The sequence below is a fragment of the Brucella sp. H1_1004 genome (assembly GCF_047308065.1).
Taxonomy (GTDB): domain Bacteria; phylum Pseudomonadota; class Alphaproteobacteria; order Rhizobiales; family Rhizobiaceae; genus Brucella; species Brucella pseudogrignonensis_B.
The window spans coordinates 1,110,666-1,133,241 of sequence record NZ_JAYKZA010000001.1 but is presented as its reverse complement, the minus strand read 5'-3'; the positions used below and the strand labels follow the sequence as shown (position 1 = coordinate 1,133,241).

The following is a 22,576-nucleotide window of genomic DNA, read 5'->3' as shown; positions in this document are numbered from 1 at the left end:
AGGTCACCATCAGGTTCGCGGAAGGAATGGAATAATGGAATCTATGCTCAACACGCAACAATGGCTCCCAGTCGAGTTGCTGAACATTGGTTTGGCCGCAGCCGTTTTCTTTGCTTGTCTCGTGCTTTCGCTGTGGAAGGCTGTCTTTGACGAACTCAACCCGGTATTCTGGCGCCGTACGGCTGCTGTTCTGTGGGCTGGTGTTGTTATCGTAGCGCTGAGCACAGGTATTGAAAGCTTCAACTGGCCGCAGATTATTGGCTGGACGATGATCGCTGGTGGCGTGATCGCAACAGCAGCCCGCACTGGCATGAGCTATTATCGCCAGTATTCGGCGCATAATGTTCGCCGGACCAAGTTCTCGAACGCGCGCTTTTCGGGCCCGCGTACTTCTGGACGGTAATCGCGATGTTTGCAAAGACTTCTCAAATGCCTTTGCGGCAACACCGTCCGAATAGCTTGCGCTCGTTTTTTATCCGCGCTTTTGGTTCTGCACGATTCCGTAAATGTTCGTAGAGCGCGTGCCTGAACGACAGTAGCCCAGAATTGGGCCCTCGGCTTCGGCAAGTGCCGAGGCCATTTCATCAACGTTTTGCTGAGTTAACTGTCCGCCAATGACCGGTATATAATAGGTCTTGATACCAGCCTTTTCGGCTACTTTTGCGACTTCTTCAAAAGTTGGTTGGTCCGGTCCTTCCTCGCCATCTGGACGATTACAGATGATCGTCTGAAAGCCTTCAGCCGCTATATCGCGCACGTCATCGGGCGAGATTTGTCCGGTCACTGAGTAATTGTCATCGATTTGACGAATATCCATCTTGGCACCTGAGAAATGAACGTGTTTATTCGAAATCTTCGTCGTGGTCCGACGTATGATTTCCTTTTGTATAGCTCTTTAAGAGATGCCATCGCAAGCTCAAGCCTCGCTCCTTTGTCGATAACGAATTCAAGTTAGAAAAGTTTTCATCGCCTCTTGAAAAGAAAAATGCATTTCCCAATTGAAGGAAAGTGTACCGGGCCCCTCTGGCGGTTTTTCAAACCGTGATGTCGGACACGTCGAGCAAGCTCGAGGTCAGCCCGGTAATCACCAGCCGACCTTGTTAGATTTGAACAGAGGTCGAAATGGAACTCTTTACATCACTTTTTATGGGAACACCTGTCTGGATGTGGCTGGTGTTCATTGGAATCGTTCTGGCGTTGCTGGTGCTTGATCTGGGAGTCTTTAATAAGGAAGATCACGAGATCGAAATCGGCGAAAGCCTGAAAATGTCGGCGTTTTATATCACACTCGGACTGGCCTTTTCCGGCTTTGTCTGGTGGCAGATGAGCGGCGAAGCGACAGCACAATATCTAACGGCATTTGTGGTCGAAAAAACGCTGGCTCTGGACAATATTTTTGTCATCGCTTTGATTTTCAGCTTCTTTGCCATCCCTCGCAAGTATCAGCACCGTGTTCTCTTCTGGGGTATTCTTGGTGTCATTGTATTGCGCGGTATTATGATTGGCCTTGGCGCTACCATTGTCGCCAATTACCATTGGGTACTCTACATCTTTGCCGTCTTCCTTATCGTTACGGGCATAAAGATGCTTTTTTCAGGCGAAGATTCTGAGCCAGATATGAGCCGCAATCCGTTGCTCCGTTTTGCACGCAAGCGCATGCGTATTACGGACGAGTTGCACGGCAATGCATTTTTCGTGCGATTGAAAGATAGTGCTACGGGCAAGACAGTTCGGTTTGCTACGCCACTGTTTTTGGCACTGATCATGATCGAAGTTGCAGACTTGATCTTTGCTGTAGATTCGGTTCCGGCAGTATTTACGATTACAACTGATCCGTTCATCGTCTACACATCGAACATTTTTGCAATTCTTGGCCTCAGAGCTTTGTTTTTCGCGCTGTCGGCGATTTTGCATCGCTTCGCATATTTAAAATATGCGCTATCGATCTTGCTGATCTTCATTGGTTCTAAAATGTTTATTGCCGATTTGATGGGTTGGGAAAAATTTCCACCGTCATGGTCGCTCGGTATTACATTTGCGATCCTTGGAGCAGGTATCGTGATATCACTTGCGAAAACAAAAGGTCTGGCCGAAAAGACTCATACTGAGCTGAACTAATTCTACATTTCGGGATGCCTGCATACGCAACTCTGCGGGCATCCCGAATATTGTTTATCGTAGATAATGAATATGGGGACGATTGCTGTAGGGCGAGTGTTCGATCCGAGCGTCTACGGAGAATACGTCTTTAAGAAGCTGTTGCGTGATGACAGCCTGCGGTGTGCCTGAAGCAACGATTGCGCCACTTTGCATAATGATAAGCTCATCACAAAACATGGATGCGTGATTGAGGTCATGCAGCGCGATAATGCTTGTTATGGATAAGCCAGAGATCAGTCGTAAAAGTCCCATCTGGTGTTGAATATCAAGATGATTTGTTGGCTCATCCAGAATGAGTTCCTTTGGTGCTTGGGCCAACGCTCGAGCAATATGTGCGCGCTGCTTCTCGCCACCTGAAAGACTTTGCCAACGCTCATGACGCTTCGCTGTCATTCCTGTACGTTCGATTGCCTCGTCAACAGCCGCTTCGTCGGAGATGTTCCAACCAGAAAACATCGACCGATGGGGGAAGCGCCCCAGCTTCACGACATCATTTACTTTGAGATTGGCATTTGTCGTGGCGTGCTGTTCTACAAATGCAACGCGTTGTGCGATTGTACGCCTCGCTATCTTGCTGATATCTTTCTTATCAAGGAAAATCTTGCCAGAATTGGGTTGCTTTAAACCAGCAATCAGGCGCAACAGCGATGTTTTGCCAGATCCGTTTGGCCCTAAAAGCCCAAGCATTTTCCCCTGCTTCGCTTGAAAAGAAACCCCATCTAAAATGGTCTTCTTTCCTATCTTCCAAATAAGATTATCGACCTTAATTGTCATGATGCGCGCTGAAACCGATAGAGAATGATCGAAAAAAACGGTACACCCACCAGGGCAGTAACAACGCCAATAGGCAATACCTGCTGAGGTATAAGCGCTCTGGAAGCAATATCCGCCAAAACCATAAATATGGCACCTATAATCGCACAGGCAGGTAGTAGTTTGATATGAAGTGGGCCGACAATAAATCGCGCTGCATGTGGAACGACAAGCCCTACAAAGCCTATAGAGCCGACCATGCTGACGATCGTTGCGGTCATAACTGCCGTTAAAGCAAAGAGCGCAATACGCGCGCGTCCGACATTGACACCCAATGACGAAGCAGCCTCATCACCAAATGCAAATGCATCCAATACGCGCGCGTATAACAAACAGGCGATCAGACCCAGCCCGACGATAATTGAAACCAGAGTAAACTCCGGCCAACGGACGCCACCAAAGCTACCTAGAAGCCAAAACATGACATCGCGTGCTTGCTGAGCATTACCCGACGTGGTGACGATATATGCTGTTGCCGCATTAAATAATTGTGACGCTGCAACACCTGCCAGGATTGTGCGATCTGCACCGCCACGGGTTCCGTTTGATAGTAAGGCGACAAACAGAAAAGCTGAAAATGCCCCGACAAATGCACCGGCGGAAAGTGAAACTGCTCCTGCTCCAATGCCTATAATGACAACGGCGACTGCGCCAGTCGATGCGCCTGCCGATATGCCCAGAACGTAGGGTTCAGCCAATGGGTTGCGTAACAAGGATTGCATGATCGCACCGCAAAGAGCCAATCCTGCGCCACAAAAAGCGGCAACTAAAGCACGGCTCAAACGATAGTCCCAAATAACCGTTTCATGGATGCGGTTTAATTCAACTGCCGTCCATCCAAGCCGATTTGTAATCGCCCAATAAGTCGTTGAAAGCGGGATCGGTAAATCACCGATCCCAACACTGATGCACACAACAAATCCTATCGCTAGAATTGATGCCAGCAGCAGAAAGCAGAGACTGCCGAAATGCCTCAACGCATGACCAGTCATTTTCACTTGAAAATACCGAGCGCTTTCAACTGCTCAGCAACTTGTTCCGCACCATAAATCGTTCGGATAGTCGGGTTCATCGCCTGTCCGTCCATAACCACAATGGCTTTATTTTTGACGGCAGGCATTTGGCTGGCAGCTGGATCGCTGTTTAAGAACTGAATCTTGGCTTCAGGCTTGTCGAGCTCCCAACGGTTGCGATCAAGATTGGCAACGACGATAACGTCGGGATTTGCAGCAATAATGCTTTCCCAGCCAAGCGTCGGCCATTCAGCCTCTGCCTTGATAGCATTTTCACCGCCAAGTACGTCAGCAATGAAACTTGAAGCACCGTTTCCGCCGCCAAGATAAGCATCTGCCGATGGTGACTGGCTAGAGAACCAAAAAACATATGAAAGTTTCTTATCGCTTGTCGTAACGCTCGAACGGAGTTTTGATTCACGCGCCTTAAAATCGGCAATGAGTGCTTGTCCACGATCTGCGACGTCAAAAATCTGCGATAGTTCATCGATCTCTTTATAGAGTAGGTCCATATTCCAAAGTTTGTCGCGGCTGCCATACTCATCTTTAACCTGCTCTGTGCTGAGGCAAGTGCTTGGGGAAAGATAGGTAGGAACACCGACTTTATCGAAATCTTCGCGCTTGGCGACCTTACTGCTTGGTCCAACGAGGGTCGGTAATGCTGCGGCGACAAAGTCGGGGTTTTCAGCGAGAATTGATTCAAATGTGGGAAACTCAACAGTGAGGAGTTTCACTTTTGCATTTGCCGTTTCGAGCTCTGGCAGTACCTTGCTTGGCCAAAAAGCTGTTCCGGCCATTTTGTTCTCAAGTCCGAGCAGTAACAGAATTTCCGCGCTGTTCTGACCAAGCCCGATAGCGCGTTCTGGTGCTTTGGCAAATGTCACCTTAGCTCCACAGTTTTCAAGCGTTAACGGGTAGTTGGTTGGTGCCGCAAAAGTTGGATTGATCTGACAAGCAAGGGCAGCAGCAAAACCTGAGGCGACAAAGATTGACTTGATGGAGAGCACGGAAGACGTCCTGAGTTTGAGCCTAATGAAATAGCTCAGCCTGAATTAATGGGATGGCTTTTAGCTAAGAGTCTAAGTCAAAACAAGAGATAGCTAGTCATATTTTAATGATCCCTCAAAAAGCTACTCCAATTGCATCATGCCGGTGGTGGGGACATCTGATTATGCTACTTCCTGCAAAAGTGTAGCAAAGACCTCGGCTGGTGTCTTAAATCCAAAACACTTGCGCCGCGTTGCATTGAGATTGTGGGCGAGGGCGGTCAACTGCGTCTGGCTGACCTGGGTCAGATCCGTGTTGCTGGGTAAATACCGTCGTATGCGCTTGTTGATGTTCTCAATCGCGTCTTTCTGCCAAGATGAGTTGGCATCGGAAAGCCAGCTTTTAGACCCCATTCCATCTTACAAAGCCCGGAACCCCGTAAACTCAAAACCACGATCAAAGGTAAAACTGCGGCGTGTGTGATAAGGCAGCGCTGCAAAAGTCTGAATGATTTTGTTCATGATCGGCTATGAGTGCCGACTGCTGTTTTTAATAACGACTTCTGCGTTCAACAAGTGTCGTGACATTGGTTTCTCCAAGGTCAAGATCAAAGATAATCAAATCATGCAAAGTGATCTGTGAATAGCAATTCGACATCCAATTTCCTCCATGGCTAACCACATGAATTCATTGTCATGTTGCAGTTTAAAATCGAATGTACCCTTGTTATAGGGCCGGATCGCATAATCTGTATTATGGAACTAAAATGAAAAGCCAGCATCTTGTTGCGGTGAAACATTTCCGGCCGCCCCAGTATGATGCCGTGATGGTCACTCAAACCTAGTTCAAATGGCTTTCCTTTGCGTGTTTTCCACAACTCGAAAACTCTGGTGAAAATTTAAGTGAATCGGATGTCTTAGCCTGCATAAAAATGCTGGCAGCAGATTATAAAAGTGCCGCAAAATATGAAGTTTTCTTGATTTTTCATCCTCTGAGAGAGCATTCAAAAGCGCTTTAAAATCGGCACTGCGTACCAGTTTTTTGCCTTCTAAATTAGCTTCATCGTAGTCAATATGATAACTAATTCAGTATGTTGAGAACTTCACTTGCAAGAAAAAATCTTATCCATAAGATGCACGCCATTTCAAAAATTACCAAGGAGGGGTTCATCGTGTTTCGCAAAACTCTACTGACAAGCGTGTGTTTTCTGGCACTGATGGGAGCAGCATCAGCTGAGGTTGTTCTTAATCGCGGCAATGACACTGATCCGGCAACGCTCGATCATCATCGCACGTCCACCGTGTCTGAAGGCAACGTCCTTCGCGATTTGTATGATGGCTTGACCATCCAGAACGCAAATGGTGAAGCCGTACCAGGTGTGGCGAAGTCATGGGATATTTCGGAAGACGGTTTGGTCTACACGTTCCATCTTCGTGATGATGCGAAATGGTCGAATGGCGATCCGGTAACTGCTGGTGATTTCAGCTTTGCTTTTCACCGTCTGATGGACCCGAAAACGGCAGCCGGCTATGCGAGCATGTTGTTTGTCATCAAGAACGCGGAAGACGTTGCTGGTGGTAAAAAGCCCGTCGATGAGCTGGGTGTTGAAGCTGTAGACGATCACACGCTTAAGGTAACGCTTAACTCCCCTGCTCCTTATTTCCTTGAACTTCTGACTCACCAGACCGGCTTCCCGCTACATAAGAAGAGCGTTGAAGAAAATGGCGATAAGTTCACGACACCTGGGAAAATGGTGACGAACGGCGCTTACGAACTGGTCAGTTTCACGCCGAACGACAAGATCGTCATGAAGAAGAATCCTAATTACTATGAAGCCGATCAGGTCAAGATCGATACTATCAACTGGATTCCATTCGAAGACCGCGCCAGCTGTATGCGCCGTTTCGAGGCCAAGGAAGTTCAGATTTGCTCTGACGTTCCAGCCGAACAGATGGATTATGTGAAGAAGAACCTCGCCAACGAATTCCGTATGGCACCTTATCTCGGTGTTTATTATCTGCCGGTCAAAGGCAAGACTGCTGACAGCAAGTTGAAAGATCCGCGTGTTCGTCAGGCTCTGTCTATGGCGATCGACCGTGATTTCATTGCCGATCAGGTCTGGCAGGGCACCATGCTCCCAGGTTATTCGCTGGTTCCTCCAGGTATCAACCACTACGTCAAGGATGCGCCTAAACTCGACTATTCCGACGACATGCTGGATCGTGAAGACAAGGCCAAAGAGCTGTTGAAGGAAGCAGGCGTTGAGCCAAACACACTTTCGATTGAGCTGCTCTACAACACATCTGAAAACAACAAGAACACGATGGCAGCAATTGCTGATCAGCTTGGCAATATCGGTGTGAAAGCAACGCTCAACGAAACTGAAGGCGCTACCTACTTCAACTTCCTGCGTGAAGACGGTCCGTTCGATATCGCACGCGCTGGCTGGATCGGCGATTACAACGATCCGCAGAACTTCCTCTACATTGCCCAGAGCGATGTCAGCTTCAATTATTCCAAGGTTAAAAACCCGGAATATGATGCGAAGATGGCTGAAGCAGCAAAGATCCTTGATCTGGATGCTCGCGCTAAGGTTCTGGCTGAAGCCGAGCAGCTCAAGCTCGATGACATGAGCAATATTCCTATCCTTTATTATTCCTCGCGCGCTCTTGTTTCTGACAAGATCGATGGCTGGAACGACAACCTTATGGACAGCCACAAAACCCGCTGGCTCTCGTTCAAACAATAAATTTTCAGTTCGGGCTGCGCCTTTGGGCGCGGCCCCTTTTTCTTTCGACCTGGGAGGGTCGGAGGGTCCCTCTTTTAATGGGACAGATATTTTTTAAGACTTATGGGAGTTTCACGATGGTTCGCGAAATTTTATTGGCAGGCGTTTGCCTGATTTCGCTTGGCAGCGCCGCGTCTGCTGCAATTGTGCTTAACCGTGGCAATGATATGGATCCTTCAACGCTGGATCAGCAGCTCACCACTACAGTTCAGGAAGACCGCGTTTTAAAAGATCTTTATGAGGGGCTGGTCGCGCAGGATAGCCACGGCAGAGCAGTTCCCGGTGCGGCGACATCATGGGAAATTTCGCCTGATGGCCTCACCTATACTTTTCACATGCGCGACAATGCAAAATGGTCGAATGGCGATCCAGTAACGGCAGGCGATTTCGAGTTTTCATTTCGCCGCCTGATGGACCCTAAGACGGCTGCGGGTTATGCCAGTGTCTTTTATTCAATCAAAAACTCCGAGCAGATCGCGACTGGCCATATGTCCGTTGATCAGCTTGGCGTGAAGGCACTGGACGACAAAACGCTCCAGATCACGCTCAACGCCCCTACTCCATATTTCATTGAATTATTGACCCATAACACCGGATTTCCGGTCAGTCCGAAAGCCGTAAGGGAATTCGGATCAAAGTTTAGCCAGCCGGGGCACATGGTCAGCAATGGCGCGTATGAGCTTGTCAGTTTCAATCCGAACGACAAGATCGTTATGAAGAAAAATCCCTATTATTGGGATGCGGAGCATGTTCAGATTGATCAGGTAAACTGGATACCGTTTCAGGACCGCTCCAGCTGTATGCGCCGGTTTGAGGCGAAAGAAGTTGATATCTGCTCTGAGGTTGCCGCCGAGCAGATGGACTATGTGAAACAGAACCTCGGTAAATGGTTTCATCAGGCGCCGCTGCTGGGCATTTATTACATCGACATCAAAGGTGAGCCTTCCAGCAAGTTGCGCGACCCTCGTGTCAGACAAGCCATTGGAATGACGATTGATCGTGATTTTCTGGCACAGGAAGTCTGGCGCGGTACAATGCTTCCTGCCAGCTCGATGGTGCCTCCTGGCATCAATAATTACGTGAAAGACGGACCGCAGCTAAGCTACGCCAAAGAAGACATTCTTGATCGCGAAGACAAGGCAAAAAAGCTGTTGGCAGATGCCGGTGTCACACCTGGTAGTCTGTCGATCGTGCTGAGGTATAGCACGTCGGAAAATCACAAGAACACGATGGCGGCGATTGCCGACATGCTCAAGGATATTGGTATCAATGCCACGCTCGACGAAGTCGATGGCACGACCTATTTCAATTATCTTGAGCAAAAAGGCATGTTCGATATCGCACGCGATGGCTGGGTTGGGGATTACAATGATCCGAACTCGTTTCTGTCACTCTTCACGAGCGACAGCTACTTCAACTACGCGCAATGGTCGAACAAGGACTATGACGCGCTGATGATGAAATCAGCCATCACAGCAGATTTGGCTGAACGGGCGAAAATCCTCACCAATGCAGAGAAGATTTTGCTTCAAGATGGGGCTGCTATTCCTCTGCTCTACTATTCATCTACCGCATTGGTTGCCGACAAAGTCAAAGGCTACGACGACAACCTGATGAATTCGCACGCCACACACTGGCTGTCGATAAAAGGCTAAACAAAAACAGGAACGCCCTTAGTGGGATTTGCCGGGTCGCTTTTTGAGCGTTCCGGCAAAGAAGGGAAATAAAAATGCTGGGCTACACGCTCCGACGATTGGGTAGTGCAATACCAACTATCTTTATCATCGTCACACTGACTTTCTTCCTTATCCGGCTTGCGCCGGGTGGTCCTTTCGACCTTGAGCGCCCGATTGATCCGCTGATCCTCGAAAACCTCAAAAAAGCCTACAATATGGATGCGCCGCTTTGGCAGCAGTATCTGATCTATCTGGGCAATCTGTTGCGCGGTGATCTTGGTCCAAGCTTCACGCGCCGCGACTTCACCGTCAATGACTTGTTCGCTTCCGGCCTTCCGGTTTCGATCATGCTTGGTGCGCTGGCCCTTAGTCTGGCTGCGATTATCGGAACATTTCTCGGTACAATCGCGGCACTGAAACAGAATTCTCCGATTGATTATTTCGTTGTAGCGCTCGCCACTTTTGGCATTACAACACCGAATTTTGTTGTTGCCCCTCTTCTGAGCCTTCTTTTCGGCGTCATCCTCGGATGGGTGCCGGCGGGTGGCTGGTCTTCGGCCAATATCCTTTACTGGATATTGCCGGTGCTGACTTTGGCGCTGCCGCAGGTTGGCGTTATTGCGCGCCTCGTGCGCGGCGCAACCATTGAAGCCTTGCGCGCCAATCACGTTCGGACGGCTCGCGCTTACGGCCTGCCCGCGCGCGTGGTCGTTGGCGTTCATGCTCTGCGTGCTGCCATGTTGCCAGCTGTTTCCTATCTGGGGCCGACAGCTGCTGCTCTCCTCACTGGCTCGGTTGTCGTTGAAACGATCTTTGGCATCCCCGGCATCGGCCGTTACTTCGTGCAAGGCGCGCTGAGCCGCGATTATACGATGGTGATGGGAACCGTTGTCGTCATTTCCGTTTTTGTCGTGGTGTTCAATCTCATCGTCGACCTTCTTTATGCATGGCTTGATCCGAGGGTTCGCTATGACTGATTTTACTGCAGCCGTTGAAACGGAAAAGCTTGGTTCAGTACAAAGCCGTTCACTCTGGCAGGACGCATGGCTGCGCCTGCGCAAGAACAAGGCAGCTGTAACAAGTGCTATCGTGCTGATCGTGCTTGCACTTGTCGGTATCTTCGGGCCGATGCTTAGCCCGCATCCCTATGACAAGATCTATCCGCAGTTTGTTCGCGTGGCGCCAAGTCTGGAAGCCTATCCGCGTGCCGACACGATCATGCCGGGACTGGAACGTGAATTGGCTCGTGCTCGCCTCACGACATCAGCTGAGCCAGAACTGACCGGAAGCAATGTGGTCATCGACTTCACTGCGCAACGCCCGACCGATGAGCGCGTTCTTCGCTACTTCCAGCGCTCGGACCTTTTCAGTAATCCTAAGATCGAACTTGCTGCTGATGGTTTGAGTGGTAAGCTGACATTGAATGTCGCGCGCAACTATTTTGTGCTCGGTACAGATAATCTTGGCCGCGATCTCATGACCCGCATCTTCATCGGTGTGCGCATGTCATTGGCGATCGGCTTGCTGGCTTCAGCCATGGCTCTGGTACTTGGCGTTGGCTATGGTGCTATTTCGGGTTATCTCGGTGGCCGTGCCGACAACATCATGATGCGGCTTGTTGATATTCTCTATTCCCTGCCCTTCATCTTCTTCGTCATATTGATGCTCGTCTTCTTCGGGAGGTCGATCTTCATCATCTTCATTGCCATTGGTGCAACCGAATGGCTGGATATGGCGCGCATCGTGCGTGGACAAACATTGAGCCTCAAACGGCAGGAATTTGTGCAGGCGGCAGAAGCGCTCGGCGCAACCCGTCGCGGCGTCATCACCCGCCATATTATCCCGAATGCTTTGGGGCCGGTTATTGTCTTTGTGACGCTTCTGGTGCCAAAGGCCATTCTGCTTGAAAGCCTTCTTTCATTCCTCGGTCTGGGCGTGCAGGATCCCCTCACCTCGCTCGGCCTTCTCATCTCGGAAGGCGCTCAGAACATGCGCGGCGCAAGCTGGCAATTGATCTGGCCTGCCGCTACCCTCACCATCATCCTGTTTGCGCTGAACTTCCTTGGCGACGGCCTGCGCGACAGTCTTGACCCGAAGGATCGCTGAGATGACAAAAGAAAATATTCTGAGCGTTCGCGATCTTCGCGTCACTTTCGACACGCATGACGGTCCCGTTGATGCCGTGCGTGGCATCAATCTTGATGTCAAAGCGGGCGAAACAATCGCAATCGTCGGTGAATCCGGTTCTGGCAAAAGCCAGACCACCATGGCGATGATGGGATTGCTGGCACAAAACGGTAAAGCAACAGGACAGGCGCTGTATCGCGGTCAGGATCTTATCGGCATGTCCGATAAGGCGCTGAACAAAATCCGTGGTGCTAAGATCACCATGATCTTTCAGGAGCCGATGACATCGCTTGATCCACTTTATCGGATTGGCGATCAGCTGGCAGAACCTCTGCGCTATCACCGCGGATTGAGCAAGAAGCAGGCGCGGCCACGTATTCTGGAATTGCTGAAGCTGGTCGGCATTCCTGAACCGGAACGCCGTATCGATAGCTACCCTTACGAGCTTTCAGGTGGTCAGCGCCAGCGCGTGATGATTGCCATGGCGCTTGCTAATGAGCCGGATATTCTCATTGCCGATGAGCCGACAACCGCGCTCGATGTCACCATTCAGGCGCAAATTCTCGACCTGCTGGCTGATCTTCAGCAGCGGCTGGGGATGGCGGTTGTGTTCATTACCCATGACCTTGGTATTGTGCGTCGCTTTGCCGACCGCGTCTATGTGATGCGTTCAGGTGAAGTGGTGGAAACCAACGAGACCGAAAAGCTTTTTACCGAGCCAGAGCATCCCTATACGAAGATGCTGCTTGATGCTGAACCGGAAGGCGAAAAGCTGTCACCACCCGCAGAAGCGCCGGTCCTTATCCGTGCTGATAATGTGAAGGTGAACTTCCTTATCAATAAGCCCTGGCTTGGTGCTGCCACCTACATGACGGCGGTAAATGATGTCTCTCTGACCTTGAAGGAAGGTCAGACCATCGGGATTGTTGGTGAATCCGGTTCAGGCAAATCGACACTTGGCCGTGCCATTCTGCGACTTCTCGCATCGGAAGGTCGGATCGCTTATTTGGGTAAGGAGTTACCCACTAATCCTCAAGATATGCGACCCAAGCGCCGTGAGCTTCAGCTGGTTTTTCAGGATCCATTCGGATCGCTTAGCCCGCGTATGACCGTCGGCCGGATCATTACCGAAGGTCTGCTTATTCATGAGCCGAACCTTTCGGCAAAGGAACGGGATCGCCGTGCACAGGAAGCGCTTCGTGAAGTCGGCATGGACCCGGCGATGCGTAATCGCTACCCGCACGAGTTCTCAGGTGGCCAGCGCCAGCGTATCGCCATCGCACGTACGATGATCCTGAAACCAAAGGTAATTGTGCTTGATGAGCCGACCAGTGCGCTGGATCGTTCTGTGCAGAAGCAGATCGTTACGCTCTTGCGTGATCTGCAGAAGGAACACGGGCTTTCCTATCTTTTCATCAGTCACGACATGGCGGTGGTACGTGCCGTGTCCGACTATGTGATTGTTATGAAGAACGGAAAGATTGTCGAACAAGGTGATACAGAACAGGTTTTCGATAACCCCTATGAGGATTATACGAAGGCGCTCATGGCCGCGGCGCTGAGCGAAGAGCGGTTTGGTACAAACGACTAAATTAAATAAAAACGGGGCTTTGGCCCCGTTTTCTTATAAAGTGATATAAATCTAAAATACCAAAGACCGATGGGCGGAAACGCCAGCGGAAACTCCATCTGCAACGGACCATGCAACACTATGTGCGCCCCTTGAAATGTCGCCGGCGGCATAGATACCCTGAATGCTTGTCGCTTTCATCTCATCAGTTTTGATGGCTTTTCCAAGCGGCATGTCTTCCAATGTGCAGCCGAGTTGCTCAGCAAGCGGGCTGTTCAGGCGGTTGGATGGTCCAATGAATAATGCGTCAGCTTGCAACAGGCGACCGTCAGCAAGTTCGATCTCGGAGATGGATGTTCCCTCACCTCTTATACCTGCGACTGGTTTTGCTTCAATTGTGACGCCACGCTTTTCGAGTTCTGCCAAAGTTGCAGCATCAGGCTCTTCACCGCCATTCAGATAGAATGTGGTCGGTCCCCATTCGGAGATAAGCATGGCTTGATGAGACGACATCGGCGAAAGGTTCAACACGCCGAGTTTTTTGCCGCTGAACTCGTAGCCATGGCAATAAGGGCAATGAATAACCGATTTGCCCCAGCGTTTAGCCAACCCCGGTAAATCTGGCAAAACGTCAGAAATGCCGAAGGCAAAGATCAGTCTGCGCCCACTGACAACTTCGCCTATATCGAGTTCAATCGAGAAGGCATCAATCTGCCCGGTTCCGCTTACAGCTTTACCCTCCGTTACTCTTACAGTCGGATAGGCTTTAACCTGCTCTTTTGCCGTTTCGAGCATCGCTGCCGGGCTGCTTCCATCCTGAGCGAAGAAACCATGTGAATGTTCGGCAAAGCGGTTGCGTGGCTTGCCTGTATCGATCACGCGAACCGAACGCCTGCCGCGTGCCACATAGGTTGCCGCCGAAAGTCCGGCAAAGCTGCCACCGATAATAATCACATCATGATGCGTCATGGGCTGCCTCCAAGTCGAATGTTGCGCCGCGTTCAATCGCACGCTGATGAAAATCCGCGCTCAACATGGCGAGTGTCACTTCGCCAAAACGTTTCAATAAAAGCTCTTCTGCATCGCTGAACGCCTTGTTGAGTGATGCGTTGACGGTTTGCTCGACGAGGCAACCCGGCATTTCTGTGCGATTGCTCGTTGCAAGCAGCGACGGTTTTCCGATGGCGTTGTAAATATCATGCAGCGTGACTTTGCTAAGATCGCAAGCGATCTCCCATCCGCCGCCATGACCTTTTTCGGAGCGCACATAGCCTTGCTCTCGCAGACCACTCATGACGCGACGTACGACAACGGGATTGGTACCCATCGCTTTGGCGAGAACTTCGGAGGTCACGGGCTTTTTATACTCAGCCATGTGAAGGAGGACGTGGAGGACGCCCGAAAGTTTGCTATCTTTTTTCATGTAACTTTATATGTTACGAGTCTTCGGCTCTGTCAAGAGAGGCGATAATATGAAAGCAATTTTCGGGACGTTCTTGTGCAGCTTTGTGTTAGAATATCCTTATGATTGATCTGTTTTCCCAGCTTGAAACTCGAGAAAAGCTTGCCGACGGCGCCGTTCTTTTGCGGGGATTTGCGCTCGCAAACGAAGCCGAAATTCTCAACGCCATGCAAGATGTTGAGAATGATGCATCTTTTCGGAACATGACGACGCCAGGCGGATTTCGCATGTCAGTCGCTATGACCAATTGCGGGTCTTTTGGCTGGGTGACGGACCGGAAGGGCTATCGTTACAGCGCCGTTGATCCTGAAACGGAAAAGCCGTGGCCTTCAATGCCGGGGGCATTTCGTGATCTTGCAGAGAGTGCTGCGGACGAAGCCGGTTATGCTGATTTCGTACCGGATGCCTGTCTCATCAATCGGTATGAACCCGGCGCAAAAATGTCTTTGCATCAGGATAAGGACGAGAAGGATTTCAAAAATCCGATTGTCTCTGTGTCACTGGGACTACCCGCGACATTTCAATTCGGCGGATTGCAGCGCAGTGATCCGGTGCGAAAATTCGTGCTGCACCACGGCGATGTGGTCGTTTGGGGTGGACCGTCCCGACTCTTCTATCATGGCATTCTGCCATTGAAGGATGGAAAAAATCCGCAACTTGGTCGAAATCGCTATAATCTTACATTCAGAAAAGCTAAATAACTTCAAATGAATGCAGTTTTTCTTTAACTTTCTGCATTCATTTGGAACGCGCATCTTTTCTGCGATGCGCGTTAAAACGAATATTCTGATCAAACGCGCTCTAGTTGAACGCACCGCCGTCGCTTTTGCTTTCAGGGCGTTCTTTCGCAACCTTCTCGCGATAGCCGCTGGCGCGATAAGCCGCAATCGGCTCGATTGCTCCGCCGGTACGACGACGCGCTTCGGCCAGAATTGGCTCGACATCGGTCCGATAAGCGCGTTTCAGCGTATCGGATGCCATCAGGGCATCGTTTTCCTGCTGATAAGTTTCCAGCGCTTCCCGATCCACCAACAACGCTTGCGCATAAGCACGGCGGATTTCATTGGCAGATGAAATCAAGCTTTCAATCGGGTCGGTCACATTATGCGACTGATCGATCATGTGTTCAGGATAGAAATCCTTTACACCGCGATAATCTGCATCGACCAGCTCGTTGAAAACGAGGAACAGACGGTATGGATCAATCGATCCCGCATCCAGATCGTCGTCGCCATATTTGCTGTCGTTGAAATGGAAGCCACCGAGCTTTCCGAACTGGATCAACCGCGCCACGATCATTTCAATATTGGTGTTTGGTGCATGGTGGCCAAGATCAACCAGACATTGCGCCTTTGGACCAAGGGTCGAGGCTATAAGGTAATTTGTGCCCCAATCCTGAACGACTGTAGAATAGAAGGCTGGCTCATACATTTTATGTTCAGAGAACAGCCGCCAGTCATCGGGAAGAGCCTTATAGATTTCACCCATCGAATGCAGATAACGCTCGAATGCGCGGGTGAAATTCTGCTGACCCGGGAAGTTTGAACCATCGCCAAGCCAGACGGTCAAAGCTTTGGAACCAATCGCATTTCCGATCTCGATACACTCAATATTATGTTCAACAGCCTGAGCACGCACGGCCGGATCGACATGGGTAAGCGAACCATATTTATAGGAATGCTGCTGATCAGCCGAATCCGAGAACGTGTTGGAGTTCATCGCGTCAAAACCAAGGCCGAGTGCTTCCGCATGGGCTTTCAGTTTTTTCGGGTCAGCCTTATCCCACGGAATATGCAGCGAAACATTCGGCGTTGCGCGTGAAAGTTCGTTGATGACCGAGCAGTCGTCAAGTTTGTCGAAAATCCCGCGCGGCTCACCGCGACCGGGAAAACGGCCAAAGCGTGTGCCGCCCGTTCCTGTCCCCCAAGAGGGTACAGCGACAAAATATTTGGCAACTTTCTCAGTGATTTTTTCAATTTCGATGCCGCGGCGGGCAAGCTGTTCGCCAAGAGCCTGATAGTCGCGCTTTTGTGCATTCTCAAAGCCGGAATTGTGCTCAGCGATGAAATCGGCTGCAATACGTTGTTCGGACATGGTTCCTCCCAGAATGTCCTCAATTTCTTGAATAAAAGGCAGAAAGGCAAGATCGCCTTACCTGCCTTCTGAGTAATCAGCGCGGGAAGCTCTGCTGGTTTCCGGCGTCAACATTGATGATGTTGCCGGTGGACTTGGCCGATGCATCGCTTGCAAGGAAGTAGATCGCTTCTGCAATATCTTCCGGCAGTACATTAAGCTTGAGCAGCGAGCGCTTCCGATAATGTTCTTCCAGTTCAGTCACATCAATCTTTGACGATGCAGCACGCTGTTCGCGCCATTCGCCGTCCCAGATTTTTGAACCGCGCAGCACAGCATCCGGGTTGACCACATTCACACGAATACCAGCTTCGGCACCTTCGAGGGCAAGACAACGCGCCAGATGGATTTCCGCAGCCTTTGCCGTGCAATAGGCGGATGCGCCCGGCGAAGCGGCAAGCCCATTCTTGGAAGCAACGAAAACCACGTTTCCGCCAAGTTTTTGACGCCGGAAAAGCCGGAATGCCTCGCGAGAAACAAGAAAATATCCTGTTGCAAGTATGTCGATATTGCGGTTCCACATCGAAAGCTCGGTATTTTCGATCGAAGCAGACGATGCAATACCAGCATTTGAAACCAGTATATCAATACCGCCAAGTTCAACGCTTGCCTCTGTGAAAGCGTTGATGACCGCACTTTCATTGGTGACGTTCAGCTCGACGCTGCGAACCTGATCGGATCCAAAACGATTGGCGAGATTTGCGTGAGCGGTTTTGAGCGATTCTGCGTCAATATCTGCCAGAACCACGCAAGCACCCTCACCTGCCAGACGCTCAGCCGTCGCGTAACCGATTCCCCCCGCGCCGCCGGTAATCAACGCGATGCGCCCGGCCAGGCTTTTAGGCTTCGGCATACGCTGGAGTTTGGCCTCTTCAAGCAGCCAATATTCAATATCGAAGGCTTCCTGTTCGGGCAGCCCCTGATATTCAGATACGGATGATGCGCCGCGCATGACATTGATCGCGTTGACGTAGAACTCGCCAGCAATACGCGCCGTCGCCTTGTCGCGCGCGAAAGACAACATGCCGACACCGGGGATCAGGAAAATGACCGGGTTGGGATCGCGCATTTTCGGCGAATTGTCGTGCTTGCAGCTCTCATAATAGCGCGTGTAATCAGCACGATAGGATTCGAGGGCAGTTTCAAGACCAGCAACCACACCATCAATATCCGGCTTCGCGGGATCAAAATCGACCACAAGCGGGCGAATTTTCGTGCGCAGGAAGTGATCCGGGCAAGATGTGCCAAGGCGTGCGAGTGGCTCTAATTCTTTTGAATTGACGAATTGCAGAACTGCATCCTGATCATCGAAATGGCCAAGCTTGCGCTCTTCGTTTCCGATCAACCCGCGTATCTCTGGCATGAGACGCGCAGCAATTGCACGGCGTTCCGAAGCATCAAGGCTTTGGGTCACTGAACCGCCAAAAGCGGCCTTGCCTTCACCCTTCTTACAAAGCCATTCGATAGCCTTGTTAATAATGGCAAGCGTCAGCTCATAGCAGTCCTTAGCGTCATTGGCCCAGGTAAAAAGACCATGACTCTCAAGAACTACGCCCTTGGCATTCGGATTTGTTTTCACAAAGGCTTCAAGATCAAGACCAAGTTGAAAGCCCGGACGACGCCATGGCAGCCAGCCGATTTCATCGCCAAAAATCTCGGCAGTTAGCTCGCGCGAGTTCTTTGATGCAGCAATGGCAATGATCGCATCAGGATGCATGTGATCAACGTGAGTGAACGGAACAAAGCCATGCAATGGCGTATCGATGGAAGCGGCACGAGGATTAAGATTGAATGTGCAGTGCGGAAGGAAGCCGACCATGCGGTCTTCATCTTCAACACCCTTATAAATGCCTTTCAATGCATCGAGTTTTTCCTGATAAAGTGTAGCAAAACCGTCAAGCTTAATCGTGCCGACATCGCCGCCCGAACCCTTGACCCAGAGCACCGGAACTGTCTTCCCGGTAAGCGGGTCGGTTTCCTGAACCTTGGCCGATGTATTCCCGCCACCATAATTGGTAATGCGCTTATCGGAACCGAGCAGGTTTGAGCGGTAAAGCAATTTTCCGGGTTCATCCAGCGTTGCTGCTTTGGCGTCGTCCCAGCGATTATCCAAGAGCTGGCTATGGGCCACCATATTTTCCTCCCGTTTTATGGTGAAGACCGGATTATGCACTTTCCTTTTCGCGCACAAACGATCATGTTGAGGGAAGATATGGCGCATTAAGTAAATTGATGTCAATCACAAACGATCATAAATGATCATGCTGTTTAATTATTTTTGCGCGATTATGATTATTAATGATTGACACTGTCTGCGTTTGTGTTTGATACATGGAGAAGGAGGAGCCATGCACGAGAGAGAGCGCCACCGTATTATCCTGACTGCTGTTCAGGAAAAGCCGGTGATTACCATTCAGGATCTGGTGGAACTGACGGAGGCGTCGGAAGCGACCCTTCGGCGCGACATTGCATCGCTTCATATGCAAGGACGTATCAAACGTGTGCGCGGTGGTGCGGAAGCAATTCATCCGCCGCAGTTTGCAAGCCTTGCCAGCAGGCCGTTCAAGGTTTCAGAAACAGAGAATACGGATCGCAAACGAGCAATTGCGCGTGAAGCCGTATTACTCTGTGAAGAAGGCGACAGTATTATCATAAACGGTGGCTCGACCACCTTTCAGATGGTGCATTACCTTGCTGCGCGCCGTATGCAGGTGCTGACCAACTCTTTTGCAATCGCTGAGCATCTTTTGCGGCAGTCTAAAAGCACTGTGCTGGTCCCAGGAGGCGCTATTTATCGCGATCAAAGCCTTATTCTGTCGCCTTTCGACAATGACGTGATCCGTAACTTTTACGGACGACGCATGTTTTTGGGATGCCAGGGCATCAGCCCGCTTGGCGTGATGGAAGCAGACGCTCTGGTTATTCAAAGCGAACAAAAGCTGATGGGCCAGGCGGATGAAATCGTCCTGATGGTCGATTCATCGAAATTCACCCGCCGTTCAAGCCTCATCCTCTGCCCTCTTGATCGGGTCAGCACGCTGATCACCGATGACGGCATTTCGGATGATGCACGGCGGATGGTCGAAAATGCAGGTATCCGGCTCATCGTAACGCCAATCTCTGCAAATGCTGGCAAGGGTAACGATCGGGGGGAGACCACAGAAGTTGCCTGAGCTCTAATATAAATCGGATTGTTCTTAATCGGGAGGAATGGGACATGAAACTTTTTAAGAAACTGGCATTAAGCACAGCGCTGGCCGTTGCTTTCATGGCAACTGCGGCGCAGGCTGCTGACATGAAAATCGCACTCGTTGCGAAATCGTTGGGCAATGGCTTTTTTGAAGCGGCCAATAAGGGCGCACAGGAAGCTGCCAAGGAATTGGGTGGCGTTGAAGTCATCTACACCGGACCAACGACAACGACTGCGGAAGGTCAGATTGAAGTCATTAATTCGCTGATTGCACAAGGCGTTGATGCGATTGCAATTTCGGCAAATGATCCGGATGCAGTTGTTCCAGCTCTCAAAAAGGCTGCGCAGCGCGGTATTAAGGTTATCTCGTGGGATTCCGGTGTCGCGCCTGAAGGCCGCATCGTCCATCTCAATCCATCATCGAACGATCTGATCGGCAAAATGTGCCTGACGCTGGCAGCGCATCATTTGCCAGATGGTAAGGGTGATTTCGCGATCCTTTCGGCAACGACCACCTCGACCAACCAGAATATCTGGATCGACGAGATGAAGAAGCAGCTCCAGGATTTTCCGGGTCTTAATCTCGTCACCACCGTTTACGGTGATGACCTTGCCGACAAAAGCTACCGTGAAGCACAGGGCCTCCTCACTTCCAATCCTGATGTGAAGGTGATTGTCGCTCCAACTACGGTTGGCGTGCTTGCTGCCTCGCAGGCTGTCAAAGACGCAGGCAAAATCGGTGATGTTTATGTAACCGGCTTTGGTCTGCCGTCTGAAATGGCTGGCGCCATCAAGTCGGGTGCAACCAAGGAATTCGCGATCTGGAACCCGATCGATCTGGGTTATTCTGCAACGCAGATTGCCTACCATCTTGTAAAGGGTGATGCAGACGGCAAGCCGGGCTCGGAAATCGAAGCCGGTCGCATGGGCAAAATCAAGATCGGCGAAAACGGCGAAGCCGCGATGAGCGATCCATTTATCTATGACGCATCGAACATCGACGAATTCTCCAAGGTCTTTTAATTTTAAGATTGAGGCTGGCGGTGCGAGGGATAATCTTGCACCGCCATCATTTTCCGAATTGAATTCAGGTATTTCTGATGAATGCAGCTTTGCAGAAAAGCGGGCAATCGGTGTTGCCTGCCAGCCATCCGGACACGCCTTTGCTGGAAATGCGCGGCATTGCCAAGACATTTCCCGGAGTGCGAGCGCTCGATAACGTCAATATCGCGCTTTATCCAGGCCAGGTAACAGCACTGATTGGTGAAAACGGAGCGGGCAAGTCGACGCTCGTCAAAATTCTGACGGGAATTTATCACCCGGACGAAGGCGAAATTCTGATTGATGGTCAGCCGGTTCATTTTTCGACTGCGCAGGATGCGACCGACGCTGGTGTAACCGCCATTCATCAGGAGACGGTGCTTTTCGATGAATTATCCGTTGGCGAGAATATCTATCTCGGCCACGCCCCCCGCACGAAGCTTGGCTTCGTCAATTGGGCAGCAGTCTTTGCACGGGCACAGGCCCTGCTCTCTTCGCTGGAAATCACGGTTGATGCGCGTATCAAGTTGCGAGAGCTTTCCATCGCGCAACGGCATCTGGTGGCGATTGCACGTGCGCTTTCGGTGAATTCCCGCGTCGTCATTATGGATGAACCGACAGCAGCTCTGTCACGCAAGGAAGTTGATGATCTTTTCCGCATCGTCGAGCGACTGAAATCGCAGGGTAAAGCAATCCTGTTCATCAGCCACAAATTCGATGAAGTTTATGAAATAGCGGATCGGTACGCGGTGTTCCGCGACGGTTGTGCGGTCGGGCACGGACTATTGTCGGAAATGAATGAACGCGAAATTGTCCAGCTGATGGTTGGACGTTCGGTGGAAAAGGCTTTTCCCAAACAGGATGTTGCGCTTGGCAACACGGTGCTGAAGGTTGTTAATTATTCTCATCCGACCGAGTTTCGCGATATATCCTTTGAACTGCGGCGCGGTGAAATTCTCGGTGTCTATGGTCTGGTGGGCGCTGGTCGTTCTGAGTTCGCTCAATCGCTGTTTGGCATGACGACGCCCTCATCCGGTCAAGTTGTGCTGGAAGGCAAAGAAATCAAAATCCGCCGCTCGGGCGATGCAATTGCTCAGGGCATTGTCTATGTGCCGGAGGAACGCGGGCGGCATGGCGCTATTTTGCAAATGCCGATTTTCCAGAACATCTCCCTGCCCTCGCTTAAGCGTACATCACGCGATGGTTTCCTGCGCATTGCACAGGAATTTAAGCTCGCACGCAAATATGCCGAGCGGTTTGATTTGCGCGCCGCCGCACTTTCTGTGCCGGTGGGAACGCTTTCCGGCGGCAATCAGCAGAAGGTGGTTATCGGTAAATGGCTCGCGACCCATCCAAAGGTCATCATTCTCGATGAACCGACCAAAGGCATCGACATTGGCTCGAAAGCAGCCGTGCATGAATTTATTAGCGAGTTGGCTGCAGAAGGACTGAGTATCATCATGATCTCGTCCGAGCTACCCGAAATTATAGGTATGTCGGATCGTGTCATGGTGATGCGCGAAGGGCTGGTGGAAGGCATTTTTGATCGTGCCGATCTTGATGCCGAAGTTCTGGTGCGCGCGGCCACTGGAAATGCCGGTAAGAATGCGGAGTAA

The 22,576-nt window shown here is 50.7% G+C and carries 20 protein-coding genes; 11 read left to right on the top strand and 9 right to left on the bottom strand.

Annotation, left to right across the window (positions count from 1 at the left end; all coding sequences use genetic code 11):
* The first annotated feature begins 34 nt into the window (after positions 1-34).
* Positions 35-403, top strand: a complete 369-nt coding sequence (locus tag U2P60_RS05480) for a hypothetical protein (RefSeq protein ID WP_413571692.1) — start codon at positions 35-37, stop codon at positions 401-403.
* 69 nt (positions 404-472) lie between these two features.
* On the opposite strand, the gene U2P60_RS05475 is transcribed toward U2P60_RS05480, so the two are convergent.
* Positions 473-817 (bottom strand): TIGR01244 family sulfur transferase, encoded by a 345-nt coding sequence (locus tag U2P60_RS05475; protein ID WP_313829617.1) that lies wholly within the window; start codon positions 815-817, stop codon positions 473-475.
* A 305-nt stretch (positions 818-1,122) separates the two neighbouring features.
* Here U2P60_RS05475 and U2P60_RS05470 point away from each other — a divergent pair, with 305 nt between their 5' ends.
* The gene (locus U2P60_RS05470; RefSeq protein WP_313829615.1) at positions 1,123-2,118 is read left to right on the top strand and encodes a TerC family protein; all 996 of its coding nucleotides are present in this window, start codon (positions 1,123-1,125) and stop codon (positions 2,116-2,118) included.
* A 54-nt stretch (positions 2,119-2,172) separates the two neighbouring features.
* Here U2P60_RS05470 and U2P60_RS05465 read toward each other — a convergent pair whose 3' ends face one another.
* The 4 genes from U2P60_RS05465 to U2P60_RS05450 form a co-directional block, all read right to left on the bottom strand.
* Positions 2,173-2,934 (bottom strand): ABC transporter ATP-binding protein, encoded by a 762-nt coding sequence (locus U2P60_RS05465; protein WP_413571690.1) that lies wholly within the window; start codon positions 2,932-2,934, stop codon positions 2,173-2,175.
* Positions 2,931-3,965, bottom strand: a complete 1,035-nt coding sequence (locus tag U2P60_RS05460; protein WP_313830073.1) for a FecCD family ABC transporter permease — start codon at positions 3,963-3,965, stop codon at positions 2,931-2,933. Before U2P60_RS05460 ends, U2P60_RS05465 begins: the two co-directional genes overlap by 4 nt.
* A gap of 2 nt (positions 3,966-3,967) precedes the next feature.
* On the bottom strand, positions 3,968-4,993 hold the full coding sequence (locus U2P60_RS05455) for an ABC transporter substrate-binding protein (RefSeq protein WP_413571689.1): 1,026 nt from the start codon (positions 4,991-4,993) through the stop codon (positions 3,968-3,970).
* A 162-nt stretch (positions 4,994-5,155) separates the two neighbouring features.
* Positions 5,156-5,386: a transposase gene (locus U2P60_RS05450; protein WP_413571688.1), complete on the bottom strand. Its 231-nt coding sequence runs from the start codon at positions 5,384-5,386 to the stop codon at positions 5,156-5,158.
* A 758-nt stretch (positions 5,387-6,144) separates the two neighbouring features.
* Between U2P60_RS05450 and U2P60_RS05445 the strand changes: the two genes are divergently transcribed.
* The 5 genes from U2P60_RS05445 to U2P60_RS05425 all read left to right on the top strand — a co-directional run bounded on the left by U2P60_RS05445 (position 6,145) and on the right by U2P60_RS05425 (position 13,155).
* Positions 6,145-7,722, top strand: coding sequence for a peptide ABC transporter substrate-binding protein (locus U2P60_RS05445; protein ID WP_413571687.1), 1,578 nt, complete (start codon positions 6,145-6,147; stop codon positions 7,720-7,722).
* A gap of 116 nt (positions 7,723-7,838) precedes the next feature.
* Positions 7,839-9,416, top strand: a complete 1,578-nt coding sequence (locus U2P60_RS05440; protein WP_413571686.1) for a peptide ABC transporter substrate-binding protein — start codon at positions 7,839-7,841, stop codon at positions 9,414-9,416.
* A 74-nt stretch (positions 9,417-9,490) separates the two neighbouring features.
* The gene (locus tag U2P60_RS05435) at positions 9,491-10,414 is read left to right on the top strand and encodes an ABC transporter permease (RefSeq protein ID WP_007879123.1); all 924 of its coding nucleotides are present in this window, start codon (positions 9,491-9,493) and stop codon (positions 10,412-10,414) included.
* On the top strand, positions 10,407-11,543 hold the full coding sequence (locus U2P60_RS05430; RefSeq protein ID WP_113160115.1) for an ABC transporter permease: 1,137 nt from the start codon (positions 10,407-10,409) through the stop codon (positions 11,541-11,543). Before U2P60_RS05435 ends, U2P60_RS05430 begins: the two co-directional genes overlap by 8 nt.
* Position 11,544: 1 nt before the next feature.
* The gene (locus U2P60_RS05425) at positions 11,545-13,155 is read left to right on the top strand and encodes an ABC transporter ATP-binding protein (RefSeq protein ID WP_413571685.1); all 1,611 of its coding nucleotides are present in this window, start codon (positions 11,545-11,547) and stop codon (positions 13,153-13,155) included.
* 51 nt (positions 13,156-13,206) lie between these two features.
* On the opposite strand, the gene U2P60_RS05420 is transcribed toward U2P60_RS05425, so the two are convergent.
* On the bottom strand, positions 13,207-14,103 hold the full coding sequence (locus U2P60_RS05420) for an NAD(P)/FAD-dependent oxidoreductase (protein ID WP_413571684.1): 897 nt from the start codon (positions 14,101-14,103) through the stop codon (positions 13,207-13,209).
* A complete protein-coding gene (locus U2P60_RS05415; protein ID WP_413571683.1) occupies positions 14,090-14,557 on the bottom strand; it encodes an Rrf2 family transcriptional regulator in 468 nt (155 codons plus the stop codon). The genes U2P60_RS05420 and U2P60_RS05415 overlap by 14 nt, the downstream gene beginning before the upstream one ends.
* 101 nt (positions 14,558-14,658) lie before the next feature.
* On the opposite strand from U2P60_RS05415, the gene alkB reads away from it, so the two are divergent.
* Positions 14,659-15,297, top strand: a complete 639-nt coding sequence (gene alkB / locus U2P60_RS05410; RefSeq protein ID WP_413571682.1) for a DNA oxidative demethylase AlkB — start codon at positions 14,659-14,661, stop codon at positions 15,295-15,297.
* A 100-nt stretch (positions 15,298-15,397) separates the two neighbouring features.
* Here the strand turns inward: alkB and rhaI are convergent, their stop codons facing one another.
* Together rhaI and U2P60_RS05400 are read right to left on the bottom strand one after the other, a co-directional pair.
* Complete coding sequence (gene rhaI / locus U2P60_RS05405) at positions 15,398-16,690, bottom strand: L-rhamnose catabolism isomerase (RefSeq protein WP_413571681.1); 1,293 nt, start codon at positions 16,688-16,690, stop codon at positions 15,398-15,400.
* Positions 16,691-16,766: 76 nt separating this feature from the next.
* Positions 16,767-18,863 carry a bifunctional rhamnulose-1-phosphate aldolase/short-chain dehydrogenase gene (locus U2P60_RS05400; RefSeq protein WP_413571680.1) on the bottom strand — a complete coding sequence of 699 codons (2,097 nt, stop codon included), beginning with the start codon at positions 18,861-18,863 and terminating at the stop codon, positions 16,767-16,769.
* A gap of 214 nt (positions 18,864-19,077) precedes the next feature.
* On the opposite strand from U2P60_RS05400, the gene U2P60_RS05395 reads away from it, so the two are divergent.
* From U2P60_RS05395 to U2P60_RS05385, 3 genes are all read left to right on the top strand, one after another.
* Entirely contained in the window at positions 19,078-19,902 is an 825-nt protein-coding gene (locus tag U2P60_RS05395; protein ID WP_413571679.1) for a DeoR/GlpR family DNA-binding transcription regulator, read from the top strand.
* 44 nt (positions 19,903-19,946) lie between these two features.
* A complete protein-coding gene (gene rhaS, locus U2P60_RS05390) occupies positions 19,947-20,942 on the top strand; it encodes a rhamnose ABC transporter substrate-binding protein (RefSeq protein WP_413571678.1) in 996 nt (331 codons plus the stop codon).
* Positions 20,943-21,019: 77 nt separating this feature from the next.
* Positions 21,020-22,576, top strand: a complete 1,557-nt coding sequence (locus U2P60_RS05385) for a sugar ABC transporter ATP-binding protein (protein ID WP_413571677.1) — start codon at positions 21,020-21,022, stop codon at positions 22,574-22,576.